We start from the raw sequence: 13502 nt of genomic DNA, 5'->3' as shown, positions 1-13502 counted from the left end.
ATGAGAGAGTGATCCACGCCTCCCTTCACCATGCACATTATCATATATATCGGTATTTATGTAATTCATATTTTTGCATATCACTCACCCAACAACAAGGATGCCACAAAAATACATCATAATATTGTTTTTATTATATAATATGTCAAAAATCTGGAAGTGATCCACACGCACCCATCTCGTTGACATTCATATTTAATGAGTTTAACGGTTTCCGATGTCTAGAGGGAGAGGTCGCCGTGAGGCGTTCGAACCCGTTTTGCTCTCGATCATGAAATGCAGCAGATCATGCAGGACCGTGGTACGCACACACTTCCAGGGCTCATCCGCCTCTCGGCCATCCCTCTTGGCGTGGCGATTGGTCTGGGGGGTGTCTGTGCAGCTTTGCTGGTGGTGCAGATGGGATGCCTCGCCCGGATCGTGGATGATCTGGCGTTCCGCTCTCATCCCTTCAGCGCGGAACATGCCCTCATTAGCTCCCTTCTCGCAGCCACGCTTGCGCGATGCCTCCTGCAATGGTGTGCAGACATGGCGGGAGAGCGCGCCGGAATTCTGGCTGTCTCCTCTTTAAGGCAGCATCTTTTCCGGCACCTGTTCCGGGTAGGGCCAGTCGGCCTGGCCGGTGAGGAAACCGGGGCGATTGCAACCGCCCTTACGGACGGGATCGACACGCTTCACCCCTACATTGCCCAGTATCTGCCGCGTGCTGCGGCCATGGTGGTCCTGCCGCTCCTCATTCTCGGCGTTGTCGCCGGGCTGGACGGGTGGAGCTTCCTCATTCTTGCCTGTACCGGCCCCCTGATTCCTGTTTTCATGGCGCTGGTCGGGTTTCGGGCACAGGCCATGATGGACCGGCAATGGACACAGCTCCTTCTGCTCGGATCATCCTTTCTGGACTCCTTGCAGGGGCTGACAACATTGCGGCTCTTTGGCCGTGCCCGAGAGCGTGTTTCTCTGGTCATCCAGATGGCGGAAGGCCACCGCCAGAGCACAATGCAGGTCATGCGCGTCGCGTTTCTGACGTCTGCCGTACTGGAGTTTTTCTCCAGTCTGGCCATTGCCCTTGTGGCCATTGTATTCGGAGCACGTCTGCTTACGGGACATGTGACTTTTTACACGGCCTTTTTCGTTTTGCTGCTGGCACCGGAGTATTTCGCGCCCCTTCGCGCCTTTTCCGCCAGCTATCACGCCCGTCAGAACGCCGTTTCAGCCATGACGCGTCTTTCCGCCCTGATGGCACTGCCGGAACTTCAGGGCGATGCGCCCTCCTCCCTCCCCTCAGCCCCCCTTGCCACCATAATCTGCCGTGATCTCCGGACTGGTTATGGTGATGGCCCGGACGTTCTCCTGTCCCTGTCCGCCACGTTCGGCTCTGATGTGTTGTCAGTGATAACGGGGGCCAGCGGAAGCGGAAAAAGCACGCTGATACGCCTCCTGCTGGGCATGATGCCCGTGCGCTCCGGCAAAATTTCCGGGCTTGATGAGGCTGGACACCCCATTCCTCAAAAGGCGTGGAAAATCGGCTGGGTACCCCAGGCTCCCACTCTTCTGGATGGAACGATTGCGGATACGCTCCGGCTGGCGGCACCGGACGCTGATATTGAACACCTGCGAAAAGCCGCTTCCCTGGCTGGTGTTCTGACCTTCATCGAAAACCTTCCCGATGGTTTTGATACGAAGGTTGGAGAGCACGGCGCAGCGCTGTCTGGTGGAGAAATCCGCCGCCTTGTTCTGGCACGTGCTCTGCTGACAGACCCTCAGGTTCTGGTTTTTGACGAACCAACCGCGGATCTCGACCCCGAAAATGCCGCGCGTGTCGCCGCTTCCATACAGCGTCTGGCACAGGGGCGCATTGTTATCGCCATCTCCCACAGGCCGGATGTTCTGAGCCGCGCGGGGCAGGTTCTGTGCCTGAGGGATGGTCGACTTGTGCCGGAAATGGACAAAGGGATTGCAGCATGAGTGATCTGTCCCGCCTTCTGCGCCTCACCCGGCCTCTCAAAGGCATGCTATGGTTGGGATTTATCCTTGCCTGCCTGGCTAGTCTTGCAAATTTCGGGCTTCTGTTTCTGTCCGGCTGGTTACTGGCCGGGGCCGCCGCCGCAGGGCTTGGCGGCATAGCGACACAGAACCTGTTCAATCTGTTCATGCCCGCCGCTGGTGTGCGTTTTTTCGCGACCGTGCGCATTCTCGCCCGTTACGCCGAACGGCTGGTGACGCACGATGCCGCGCTGCGCGTTGTCAGTGTTCTGCGTGGGTGGAGTTTCGAACGCCTTATTCCCCGTTCTCCACTTTTGGAAACCCGACATCGGAGTGGTGATATTCTGGCCCGCTTCGTGGGGGATACGGACCGGATGGGCCAGTTCCCGCTTGATGCTCTGCTGCCATTTGGTGTCGCGGCCGTCTGCAGCACGATCAGCGTTCTGATCATGGCGCTGTTTTCCGTGCCAGTTGCCCTTCTGATGGCTCTCACCCTGCTCCTGATCGGTGCCGCAGCGCCATTCCTCGCGGGAAAACCGGTGGACAGGATCATGCAGGCATATGCCAAGGCTGCGGATGCCCTTCGGGCCGATAGCGTTGAGACTGTGCAGGCTCTGGGAGACATTGCATTCTGTGGCGCGACAGAACGGACGCTGAAGCGGCTGGAGGCCTATCAGACCAGCCTCTCGGCCGGACAATACCGCCTCGCCGCGATCACGCATGCCGCAAGGCAGAGCGTGGCCTTCATCGGCATGCTGACAGCAGCCGGCGTGATCGGTCTGGCCGCCAACGCCCTGCAGCACCACAGGCTTTCCGCAGCAGAACTGCCGATGCTGGCTCTGGGCTGTCTGGCTGCCTTCGAGCAGGTTTCCGGGCTTATCCCCGCGCGGCAGGCTTTGGGGCGGGCCATGCTCTCCGCACGGCGCGTCTTTGCCCTGTGTGATATGCCCCCTCCTGTCCCGCAACCTGAGCGCACTCCTCCACTTCCGCTCACGCCTGATCTGACCATGCAGGACGTAACTCTTGCCTATCCCGGCTCTCACGTGCCTGTCCTGCACGGCCTCTCTCTTTCCGTGCAGGCCGGGGAGCGTGTCGGCATTATCGGGCCATCTGGTGAAGGCAAGAGTTCTCTGGGGCGTCTGCTCATGCGGCTTGCAGAATACCAGCGGGGCTCCGTTTGCTTCGGAGGCGTCGATCTGCGCACGCTGAGCACGCAAACCCTCTCCGGGCGCGTGGGGGTTCTCTCCCAGACTTTTCACCTGCAACAGGGCAGCATCCGCCATAATCTGCGGATCGCCTGCCCGGATGCGGATGAGAACGAGATGTGGGCCGCCTTACAGGCCGCCCATCTCGATACGGAAATCCGGGCCATGACAAAAGGACTGGATACACGTGTAGGGGAGCACGGTGTGTGCCTGTCCGGCGGTCAGGCACGGCGGCTGGCTGTCGCGCAGATCATTCTGCGCAGGCCCGCATGGCTTTTGCTTGATGAACCGACTGAAGGCCTGACGCCTGAAGCGGGTCAGGCACTCATCGGCTCCCTTCTGATGGCGCTCCCGGCCGCCACCGTGCTGTGCATAACGCACCGCCCGGAACCCCTCACATTCATGAATCGCGTGTTGCGCCTTGAAAATGGCCAACTGCACCCGAGGGAGATACCAGCGCACCCCACCCCATGACACCCCTCCCCCAACAGTTTCCCTCAATACTTTAATTCCTGATATCAGGAGTATGAAACAGTGGATTTCATCAGCAATCAGGTCGTCGAACTCTCGCGCTTCCAGTTCGCGCTGACGGCCCTCTATCACTTCATGTTCGTGCCGCTGACACTCGGCCTGACCTTCATGCTGGCTGCCATGGAGACGGTCTATGTCGTTACCGGCCGCCGCATTTACCGCGACATGGCCCAGTTCTGGGGCAAACTTTTCGGCATCAACTTTGCCATCGGCGTGGCGACTGGCCTGACGATGGAATTCGAGTTCGGCACGAACTGGTCCATGTATTCCCACTTTTTTGGGGACATGTTCGGAACGCCTCTGGCCATTGAAGGGCTGATGGCGTTCTTTATGGAATCAACCTTCGTTGGCCTCATGTTTTTCGGGTGGGACCGCCTGAGCAAACAGGCGCATCTGGCTATCACCTATCTCGTGGCGCTGGGGTCCAACCTCTCCGCCTTGTGGATCCTGATTGCCAACGCCGGCATGAATGTGCCCGAAGGCGCACATTTCGATGCAGACACCATGCGCATGCAGTTTGACAGCTTTGTGAGCGTTGTCTTCAGCCCGGAATCACAGTCCAAGTTCGTGCATACCTCCGTGGCGGGCTATGTCGCGGCGTCCATGTTCGTCATGGGGATCAGCGCGTTCTATCTGCTGCGCGGGCAGCATCGTGAGCTTGCGGTCCGCTCCTTCAGAATGGCCGCCATTTTCGGCATCATCTCGTCTGTCGCCGTCATCACGCTGGGGGATGTTCTGGGCAGAATGGACTATGAGCGGCAGCCGACGAAAATCGCGGCAATCGAGGGCATCTGGCATACGACAAAGCCGCCTTTTGAGCCGTGGATCATCGCGGCCCTCCCTGATGATGAAAAGCAGGTCAATCACTTCGAAATTGGCATTCCCTATGTTCTGACCCCGCTGATCACGCACAGCTTTAACCAGCCCGTGCTGGGCATGCATGAACTGGAAGACCAGGCGGGACCACGCATCCGCTCCGGGATTATCGCCCTGACAGCCCTGCGCCATTATGGCGAAACGCATGACAAGGCAGATCTGGATCTTTTCAATGCACATCAGGATGATATGGGATTTGGCTTTCTTGCCACACGTCATGCCCCCAATCAGGATGTGACCACCATCCCCGCAGAGCAGCTTGACACTGTGGTGAAGCAAACCCAGCCGGATATTCTTCCAAATGTGTTTGTTGTGTTCTGGTCATTTCGCTTCATGGTTTTTCTGGGCACCTATTTCTTCGCCCTGTTCGCCATTGCATCCCTGCTCAGCCTGAAAAACCGTCTTGAAGCCAACCGGTGGCTCCTGAAGGCGGCCATGTGGTCCATCCCCCTGCCGATCCTGGCAACCGAGTTCGGCTGGATTACGGCTGAGGCGGGCCGCCAGCCGTGGACGGTTTTCAACAAGCTGCCGACATTCCTGTCCGCCTCAAACCACAGCACCGGATACATGATTTTTTCACTGGCTGGCTTTGCCTTGCTCTACAGCGTGTTCATTGCCGCCGAACTGTATCTGATGTTTCGCTTTGCCCGTCTGGGGCCTGACGAGCACGGAGCACATGCCACGCCGGAGCACCTGTTCTCCGCCATTCAGGGCGGGAATGCCTGAGATGTCGGCTTTATCCTTTTTCCTGAAACTCCAGAGATCCTGATATGGCAACTTATGCAATTCTGAAGCTCATCTGGACCGGCCTGCTCGGTGTTCTGTTCATCGGGCTTGGCACAATGGTCGGCATGGATATGGGCGTCGGCACGCTGCTGCGTTTCGTGGGGCGGACTGACGGCGAACGCCGCACGGCACTCAACATCATCGGGCCGCACTGGGATGGGAACCAGGTGTGGTTCATCCTCGGCGGGGGTGCGATTTTCGCCGCGTTCCCGACGCTGTACGGCACATCGTTCTCGGTTTTTTACGTTGTGATGATCCTGCTGCTCTTCAGCATGATCCTGCGGCCCGTTGCGTTTGAATATCGCTCCAAGGCGGACAGCCGCCACTGGCGGGCAAGCTGGGATATCACCTTTCTGATCTCGGGCTTTCTTCCGATGTTTGTCTACGGGGCAGCATTTGGCAATATTCTCGAAGGGGTGGGCTACCACTTCCTATGGACCGGGCAATATGTGCAGGATGAATCCTTCCTCTCCTACCTCATCAACCCGTTTGCCATCCTGTGCGGCCTGCTGTCCGTTGCCCTGAGCGTGCAGCAGGGTGGCGCCATGCTGATGCTCCGTTCCGAAAACCCGATCTATAGCCGCGCACGGGCCTATGGTTCTACTGCCGGCTTTGTGGCGGCGGCCCTGTTCGTGATCGGCGGGGTCTGGATTGCATATATGCCGGGCTTCAGTCTGACATGGCTGCTTGACTCCGCCATGCCGGCCAATCCGCTGCGCGGTCAGACCGTGGCAATCCATCAGGGCGCATGGCTCGATAATTATCACGCACACCCGATCCTGTGGCTGCTGCCGGTTCTGGGGACCTCCTGCATGCTTGCAGAAGCCCTGATGCTGCGCGCCGGCCGCCCGGCAATCGGCTGGTGGCTGGGTGTTGGCGCGTGGGTTGGCACAATCGGCACCGTTGGTGCGGCCATGTTCCCGTTCCTGATGCCGTCCATCACGAAGCCGGACCAGAGCCTGACGGTGTGGAATGCAACAGGAAGCCTTTACGGCCTGACCTGCATGCTCGTGGTAACCGCCATTTTCGTGCCGATTATCCTGTCCTACACCTCCTGGTGTTACTACGTCATGCGCGGGCGTGTGCGGGTGCAGGATATTGTCAATGATCCCCATAGCTACTGAGAGGAAACGGCCATGAAACTCCTGAGACTGGCAGGCCTTGCACTGGCCCTTGTTATCGCGCTCCTGTTCGCCGTTTTTGTGGGCGATCAAGGACCATGGTACTTCGCCTGGGTTGTCGGAACCGTGATGATCGTTCTGATCTCCGGGGCCGGTACAATCCTACTGGATGCACAGGAAGAAAACATCAGCCAGAAGGAAAACACACCATGATGGGTGGTCTTGAAGCGTATATTTTCTTTGTTCCGTTCTTTTATCTGGCAATTTATTGCGTTGCCTATGTTTTCATGAAGAACGTTATAAAATAGCCTTATAAATTCTCGGAAAATCTCCATTTCAGCATTTTCCGCAACACCCCACCCCGGAGCGAAGTCCACTCATGCACAGCATCCTGCATGAGCAAGCGCTCCGGGTTTTTCCAATATTATTCTGGAGTTATCGTGAGTGGTGAACCGCCGGAAGAGAGCTCTCCCGGCACGCCTTCCACCATACTCGGTGGCCTCAGGGCGTAAGGCGTTCCACCAGCCACGCAGTAAGATCGGTAATTTCTGCGCCTATGATCTCATGGGCCATCGGATAGACATGCCAGGCAATGTCATGCCCCTCGGCACGCAGCCAGTCCCGTGCATGGCGCGCAGCCGCCAGCGGCACAATCGTGTCACCCTCACCATGCGCCAGAAACACAGGTGTCGTCCGGTTGGCCTCCGTTGCCTCCTGTCCCGTCTGCCCGGCAAGCGGCAGATAACCAGATAGACCCGCAATTCCCGCCAGAGGGAATGGGTAACGCAACCCGGTCATCAGTGACATCGCACAACCTTGGGAAAACCCGCCGATCACGATGCGTCGGGACGGAATACCACGCGCAATTTCCTGATCGATCAGACCAGCAAGATAGGCCTGAGCATCACGCAGCCCTGGCTCATCTTCACGCAGAGACAAGTCAGCGGTGAGAAGGTCATACCACGCTGGCATACGCTCGCCCCCGCAGACCGAAACCGGCCGGATAGGCGCATTGGGGAAAATGAACCGAACCGGGCCAATGGCGCGCAGGTCGAGCGCCTGAGCCATGGGCGCCAGATCCTGACCACTTGCCCCCAGACCGTGAATAAGGATGATTGATGCGGTGGGATTTTGTCCGGTCTCGACCTCCAGCGCGTTCAGCGGCTTCATTCCCTGTTCTCCTTCTCCAAAGACGTTCGTGACTCTTGATGAAACTATGATACGAATATAATCGTATTATTTCAAGCACGCGGAGCCTCTCATGAAACTCGAAATCTGGTCCGACTATGCCTGCCCCTACTGCTACATCGGCAAACGATTTCTGGAAGCCGCTCTGGCCGAATTCGAACATGCCAGTGAGGTCGAGATCATCTTCCGGGCCTTCGAACTTGATCCGACATCAGGCCCGACAGTGACCACCACAACGCTCGACCGCATCATGCGAAAATACGGCAAAAGCCGGAGTGACGCTCAGGCGATGATTGACCATATCACCTCCATGGGCGCGCGATGCGGCCTCGATATGCGCTACGCCTCTGCCCGCTACACCAATACCTTCGACGCGCACCGGTTGACCAAATTCGCCGAGCAGCATGGCCGCGGCGCGGAGATGACGGAACGGCTGTTCCGGGCCTATTTCACCGACACTCTCCCCCTCGCCGACCATGATGTGCTGGCAGGCTTGGCGGAGGATGTCGGCCTTGAAGGGGCCGCCGTGCGCGCCATGCTGACGGGTAGCGACTTTGCCGAAGATGTCAGACGTGATGAAACCCGCGCGTCACACGCAGGTATTCACGGTGTGCCCTTCTTTGTTTTCAATGGTGTCTACACGCTTTCAGGCGCGCAACCGAAAGCGCAGTTGCTGGCCGCGCTGCGCCAGTCGTGGAACGAAGCCCACAAAACAGCGGCCGAGGGCCCTGCCGACGGCCTGAGCTGTGACAGCACGGGATGTGTCATCCCGCCTTCCGGCTCTAAGGCGCCCTGAGCAAAAGCCGTTCCGCCGGTGTTCCCGTCAGGCAGGCGCACTCTGACGGGAGCGGTCGTATTCAGCGATCGTCTCCTGTGTGAGCGGATCGCTGGTGAGTGGGCCAAGAATGGAGGCCAGCAGGCCGGGAAACCGACTGTCCAGATCTTCTCGCCGCAGTTCAAGACGGTATGCCCGGCCGATATGCCGCTGCCATACCACCCCGCTGTCACGCAGGGTGCGCCAGTGGTGCGTCATGGTAGATTTCGGAATCTGCGGCAGCACATCACAGCAGGGGTGCTCACCCCCCACAGAAATTGTCCGTACCGCAGCCAGACGGATGGGGTGACCCAATGCCGTCAGCACGGCTTCAAGCCGGATATCCTCACGTTTTGGATGGCGTGCATGCATGTGTGGAGTGGTACGCGTATCATGGGAGCAGGTCAAGAAAACGCTGCTTTGCCTCTTAATGTCTGAGTACGGAAACGCTCAGGATATGCGCAGGCGGAGCACCGCTGATACACACGGCGATGGCACTTTGGAGCACGCATCCCCCGCCAGAAAAAGCCTTCTTCCATGGTCTACCAGCACCGTGGCGTCAAATCCGCGCAATAAACCCCGAAGGTGTGTCATCGGTAGGATCAACAAACACAACGTCATCCGGTGCCCGACGGGGTGTGTCGATGGCGAGGAAAATAACGGGATTACTCAGAATGCGCGGCAGTGCATGCACGGCACGCCGCGGAAAAACCAGAAGATGGCCGGGGGCAAATGGCGCTTCCTCAGCGGGATCATCAATCCAGAATGTCCCTTCTCCAGAGAGAACATGGAGCACTTCATCACACTGGGTATGATAATGGGGCGGCACATCACGATAAATCCGGAAAACCCTGATACTGGCTTCCGGTTTGTCCGTAAGATAGGTATCCAGAAGCAGTGTCTCCGCTGTTTCAGGGAAAACCGCAGCAATTTTATTGAGATCGAACCGACCACCCGTCCGGTTGAGGGTCATCAGGTGTTCTTCTTCAATCATGAGCAAAACTCTTCATTTTTCGGAATTTTCTTTCTAGCGTCTGTATCGGCAGACAGATGCTGCGCAGGGCTTGGCCACCTTCCTCGGCCCAGATGTGCGTGAAGGCAAAATCGTCTAATGCCTCCACGCCATCTCCCCATGACAGACGCCCATTATCGGGAAATTTTCCCCTCAGTACTGCGGTTGCACAGTCTGGCAGCCGCAGTACTAAGGGCCATCTTTCAGGCAGGAAATCCTTCCAGAACAATCTTCCCTTTGGCCCGACCACTTTCAATCAACGCGTGAGCCTCACGCAAAGCGGCCGCGGTGATCGGGCCGAGATTTTTACCAAGCGTGGTGCGCAGACGCCCTTCATCTACAAGGCGGGAGACTTCGTTCAGAAGCTTTCCCTGCGCACCCATATCCGCCGTTCCGAACAGTGAGCGCGTGAACATCAGTTCCCAGTGCAGGGAGAGACTTTTTCTTTTAAACGGCACGGCATCCAGTGTCGCCGGATCATCAATCAGGCCGAAATGCCCCTGCGGGGCAAGCAGTTCAACGATTTCCGACAGATGCTGCTCAGTCTGCGTTGTGGAGAACACAAAGGTGGGTGCGCTGATGGGAAGGGCCGCAACCTGCGCCGCCAGGGGCTTGCTATGGTCTACCACATAATGTGCCCCGAGGGATTTGACCCACTCCTGCGTTTCCGGGCGGGATGCTGTGGCAATAACCGTGAGATCACCCAGAACTCGTGCAAGCTGAATGGCCACGGAACCGACCCCACCTGCCCCACCGATAATCAGAATAGACGGCGTCACGCCGGGAGTGGGTTGACGGATGTTCAAGCGGTCAAACAGCATTTCCCAGGCGGTAATGGCTGTCAGCGGCAAGGCCGCGGCTTCAGCCCAGTTCAGGGTGCGGGGTTTGCGCCCGACAATCCGTTCATCAACCAGATGAAACTCGGCATTGGTTCCCGAACGATCAATCGCGCCGGCATAAAACACCTCATCCCCAACAGCGAACTCCGTCACGTCCGCCCCGGTCCCGACAACAACTCCGGCAGCATCCCACCCCAGAACCTTCCATTGGCCTGCCTCAGGCGCAGCCCTGAGGCGCACTTTGGTATCGACCGGATTAACCGAGACAGCCTTGATCTCCACCAGCAGGTCACGTCCTGATGGGGTGGGTTTCGGCAGGTCAATATCCTGAAGAGAAGCGGGATTTTCGATCGGAAGAGACGTCTGATAGCCGACGGCACGCATGATTTCTGCTCCTTGGTTGAGTAAGGATGAGACTGCGCATTATGCTGCATTTAAACAAGAACGCACTTTTAACGCACATAGTATCGGAATTGATACCGTCATGACCCGTATTCGTCACACATCGCTCGCGTGCAGCCCCGGTTGCGCTGTCGAGGCTACGCTTCAGCTCATCGACGGGAAATGGAAAGGGGTGATCCTTTATCACCTGTTTGAAGGCACTCTACGCTTCAATGCCATCCGCAAACGCCTGCCCAACATCACCCAGAGAATGCTGACAGCACAGCTTCGCGAACTGGAGCGTGACGGCTTCGTGCTCCGCACGGTTTACCCCGAAGTGCCACCAAAGGTGGAATACAGCCTGACCGCCCGGGGGCGAACGCTGGAACCGGTTATCATGGCTCTCAAGGCATGGGGGGACGAAAATGCCGCATTCAGACCTGCGTGAGATGGATGCAGACCTTTGTTCCACAGGAGATTTCAGAATAGCCGGCAGGGTTGCCCTACAAGTTCGACTGAATTGCCCCGGGTTTTGTGGAGACGTTCTTTATCTGAACCAAGCGGCTAATGCACGTGATTTCTGTTGTGCATAAAAGCGAGCCTCAGCTTCTGCTGGGGGGATGTTTCCAATGGAGGACAGGATCTGTCGATGATTGACCCGTTTAAGTGTTGCCAGCTCAACAGCTTCCCTGTTTTTCCATGGTCCTTGCCGATAGATGAGTTCGGTTTTGTAAAGCCCGTTAATGGTCTCCGCCAGGGCGTTATCATAGGAATCCCCAACGCTTCCGACAGAAGCAACGAGACCCGCTTCAGCCAGTCTTTGCGTGTAGCGAATGGACACATATTGACAGCCGCGGTCAGAATGGTGGGTCACTTTTCCCTCAGGCCGCCTCTGGCACAGAGTTTGATCGAGGGCATCCAGCACGAAGTCGGTATGGGCCGTTGAGGAGACACGCCAGCCCACAATAACCCGCGCGAATACATCAATGATAAAGGCCATATAAACAAAGCCCTGCCAGATGGAAAGTAGAGTAGGAAGCGCATATGCGCTTCCCCTCTCCGAACCGTACGTGCGCCTTTCAGCGCATACGGCTCTCCGTTCAGGCTCGGCTTAAAGCCATTGCCACATCATGATAACGGGAGGTGACCGTGCTCCGTGCTTCGTCCCTGAAGATATAGGGGTTTTGCTCGGGGTTCCGCCACCGGAATTGTGCTTTCGGGCTCGCGACGAGCCGTCGCAGCGCCTTTCCGACAGGATTGCCTTGTTCGCTTCGTCCATAGACCAGCCAAGTCTTGGACTGGCTCATCTCCGGCACGCGATACCATTTTCGCATCAGAGGCCTGATACGGGAACGATATTTCTGCGCCAGCCAGTGCGCCAGTTTCCAGAACACGACAGTGTCGATGCGCCGGAATGTGCGCGCTGTGAAGTCCGTGAACCGGTAGAATGCCGCCCATCCTGCCAAGCGACGGTTCAGGGAGGCAACCATGTCAACCGCATTGATATCGTGATGTCCAGTGAGTGCCTCGGTCAGTCCGTGAACAAAGGCCTTGGCTTTCTCCTTGGGTATTGTCGTGACCACGGACATACGCCCGCGTGATCCCCGTTTCCGAATGATCCGATTTCCCAGAAAGACAAAACCGTCGTCAACATGGGTGATATGGGATTTCTCCATATTCATCTTCAGTTTCAGACGGTTTTCCAGAAAATCCCGGCATTCCTCACGGATGGTCTCGGCATGTGCCTTTGTCCCTTTGACGATAACGACAAAATCATCGGCATAGCGACAATAGGCAACAGCGGGTTTCCACTGCCGGTTCTCACGAACCGTGATGGGCCGTTGCTGCTGTATGCCAAAATTCCAGGCCCAACGGTCCTTTCGCGCTTTGTGGCTCAGGTATTTCGTCTCAAGCCATGTATCAAACTCATGGAGCATGATATTGGACAGAAGTGGCGACAGAACGCCACCTTGCGGAACACCCTCGCTGGCCGCCACGAACAGACCACGCTCGATGTGGCCTGCCTTAAGGATACGCCAGAGCAGATCAATGAACCGATCGTCCATTATCCGCCGCCGGGTGCTGCGAAGAAGCAGCCTGTGATGGACAGTGTCGAAGTAGCTCGCAAGATCACCTTCGATGACCCAGCGTCCCCTCGTGTCACTGCCATCCTGAAGCTGCAATTTCACGGTCCGGACAGCATGATGCACGCTGCGTTCCGGTCTGAACCCGTAGGACAGACGATGGAAATCGCTTTCCCATATTGGGTCCATGACCATCAGCATAGCGCGTTGGACAATGCGGTCTGTCAAGGTCGGAATACCCAACGGGCGCTGCTTACCGTTCGCTTTCGGGATATAGATGCGCCTGACCGGCTTCGGGCAATATGTGCCGTTCAGCAGGTCCACACGCAGGTTTGCCAGATGTTGATCCAGCGTGTTCTGCATGCGGCACTTGTCTATTCCGTCTATGCCCGGTGTATGGGCGCCGCTCGACGCCAATACGATCCGGGCCGCTTCGGCAAGCCACTCCCGGCTGGCCATGAGCCGCAACAGGCGGTCGAACCGACGGTTCGGGTCCGCTGCGGCCCATGTTGCAAGCTTGTGCTGCATTTCCCTGATTATCAAAGGTCTTCACCTCATTAGGTCAGTTAGTTTGCACTTCAAGCAGTCTGAACTGTTCCCCTTCGCCATGTGGCAGGCTTTCCCTGCCGCGGACTACTACGGGAACTCCGCCAGCATGATGGACATCAGGGTCAACTCCCTTGGC

12 protein-coding genes and 1 pseudogene are annotated in these 13502 nt (G+C 57.4%); 7 read left to right on the top strand and 6 right to left on the bottom strand.

Annotated elements, in window-relative coordinates:
* Positions 1–276 precede the first annotated feature (276 nt).
* Genes cydD through GOB82_RS07140 form a run of 5 tightly spaced genes read left to right on the top strand, consistent with a single transcriptional unit; the run spans position 277 to position 6712 of the window.
* On the top strand, positions 277–1962 hold the full coding sequence (gene cydD / locus GOB82_RS07160) for a thiol reductant ABC exporter subunit CydD (RefSeq protein ID WP_166121587.1): 1686 nt from the start codon (positions 277–279) through the stop codon (positions 1960–1962).
* The gene (gene cydC, locus GOB82_RS07155; protein ID WP_166121585.1) at positions 1959–3659 is read left to right on the top strand and encodes a thiol reductant ABC exporter subunit CydC; all 1701 of its coding nucleotides are present in this window, start codon (positions 1959–1961) and stop codon (positions 3657–3659) included. Before cydD ends, cydC begins: the two co-directional genes overlap by 4 nt.
* Before the next feature lie 60 nt (positions 3660–3719).
* The gene (locus tag GOB82_RS07150) at positions 3720–5318 is read left to right on the top strand and encodes a cytochrome ubiquinol oxidase subunit I (protein ID WP_166121583.1); all 1599 of its coding nucleotides are present in this window, start codon (positions 3720–3722) and stop codon (positions 5316–5318) included.
* A gap of 44 nt (positions 5319–5362) precedes the next feature.
* Positions 5363–6502 carry a cytochrome d ubiquinol oxidase subunit II gene (gene cydB, locus GOB82_RS07145; RefSeq protein ID WP_166121581.1) on the top strand — a complete coding sequence of 380 codons (1140 nt, stop codon included), beginning with the start codon at positions 5363–5365 and terminating at the stop codon, positions 6500–6502.
* 12 nt (positions 6503–6514) lie between these two features.
* Positions 6515–6712 (top strand): hypothetical protein, encoded by a 198-nt coding sequence (locus tag GOB82_RS07140; RefSeq protein WP_166121579.1) that lies wholly within the window; start codon positions 6515–6517, stop codon positions 6710–6712.
* 288 nt (positions 6713–7000) lie between these two features.
* Here the strand turns inward: GOB82_RS07140 and GOB82_RS07135 are convergent, their stop codons facing one another.
* The gene (locus tag GOB82_RS07135) at positions 7001–7669 is read right to left on the bottom strand and encodes an alpha/beta hydrolase (protein WP_166121577.1); all 669 of its coding nucleotides are present in this window, start codon (positions 7667–7669) and stop codon (positions 7001–7003) included.
* Between the two features lie 91 nt (positions 7670–7760).
* Here GOB82_RS07135 and GOB82_RS07130 point away from each other — a divergent pair, with 91 nt between their 5' ends.
* On the top strand, positions 7761–8483 hold the full coding sequence (locus GOB82_RS07130; RefSeq protein ID WP_166121575.1) for a DsbA family oxidoreductase: 723 nt from the start codon (positions 7761–7763) through the stop codon (positions 8481–8483).
* 27 nt (positions 8484–8510) lie between these two features.
* Here the strand turns inward: GOB82_RS07130 and GOB82_RS07125 are convergent, their stop codons facing one another.
* From GOB82_RS07125 to GOB82_RS07115, 3 genes are all read right to left on the bottom strand, one after another.
* Complete coding sequence (locus tag GOB82_RS07125; RefSeq protein WP_242007250.1) at positions 8511–8909, bottom strand: ArsR/SmtB family transcription factor; 399 nt, start codon at positions 8907–8909, stop codon at positions 8511–8513.
* 151 nt (positions 8910–9060) lie between these two features.
* Positions 9061–9495 carry a cupin domain-containing protein gene (locus tag GOB82_RS07120; protein WP_166121573.1) on the bottom strand — a complete coding sequence of 145 codons (435 nt, stop codon included), beginning with the start codon at positions 9493–9495 and terminating at the stop codon, positions 9061–9063.
* Between the two features lie 221 nt (positions 9496–9716).
* The gene (locus tag GOB82_RS07115) at positions 9717–10736 is read right to left on the bottom strand and encodes a zinc-binding alcohol dehydrogenase family protein (RefSeq protein ID WP_166121571.1); all 1020 of its coding nucleotides are present in this window, start codon (positions 10734–10736) and stop codon (positions 9717–9719) included.
* Positions 10737–10836: 100 nt separating this feature from the next.
* Here GOB82_RS07115 and GOB82_RS07110 point away from each other — a divergent pair, with 100 nt between their 5' ends.
* On the top strand, positions 10837–11181 hold the full coding sequence (locus GOB82_RS07110) for a winged helix-turn-helix transcriptional regulator (protein ID WP_194300408.1): 345 nt from the start codon (positions 10837–10839) through the stop codon (positions 11179–11181).
* A 99-nt stretch (positions 11182–11280) separates the two neighbouring features.
* Here GOB82_RS07110 and GOB82_RS07105 read toward each other — a convergent pair.
* Positions 11281–11766: pseudogene (locus GOB82_RS07105) on the bottom strand (DDE-type integrase/transposase/recombinase); the annotation flags it as partial.
* Between the two features lie 67 nt (positions 11767–11833).
* A complete protein-coding gene (ltrA, locus tag GOB82_RS07100; RefSeq protein WP_166121567.1) occupies positions 11834–13345 on the bottom strand; it encodes a group II intron reverse transcriptase/maturase in 1512 nt (503 codons plus the stop codon).
* Between the last annotated feature and the right edge of the window lie 157 nt (positions 13346–13502).

It is taken from the genome of Acetobacter farinalis, from assembly GCF_011516935.1.
GTDB classification, from domain to species: Bacteria; Pseudomonadota; Alphaproteobacteria; order Acetobacterales; family Acetobacteraceae; genus Acetobacter; species Acetobacter farinalis.
This window is presented reverse-complemented; position numbering and strand designations above follow the sequence as displayed.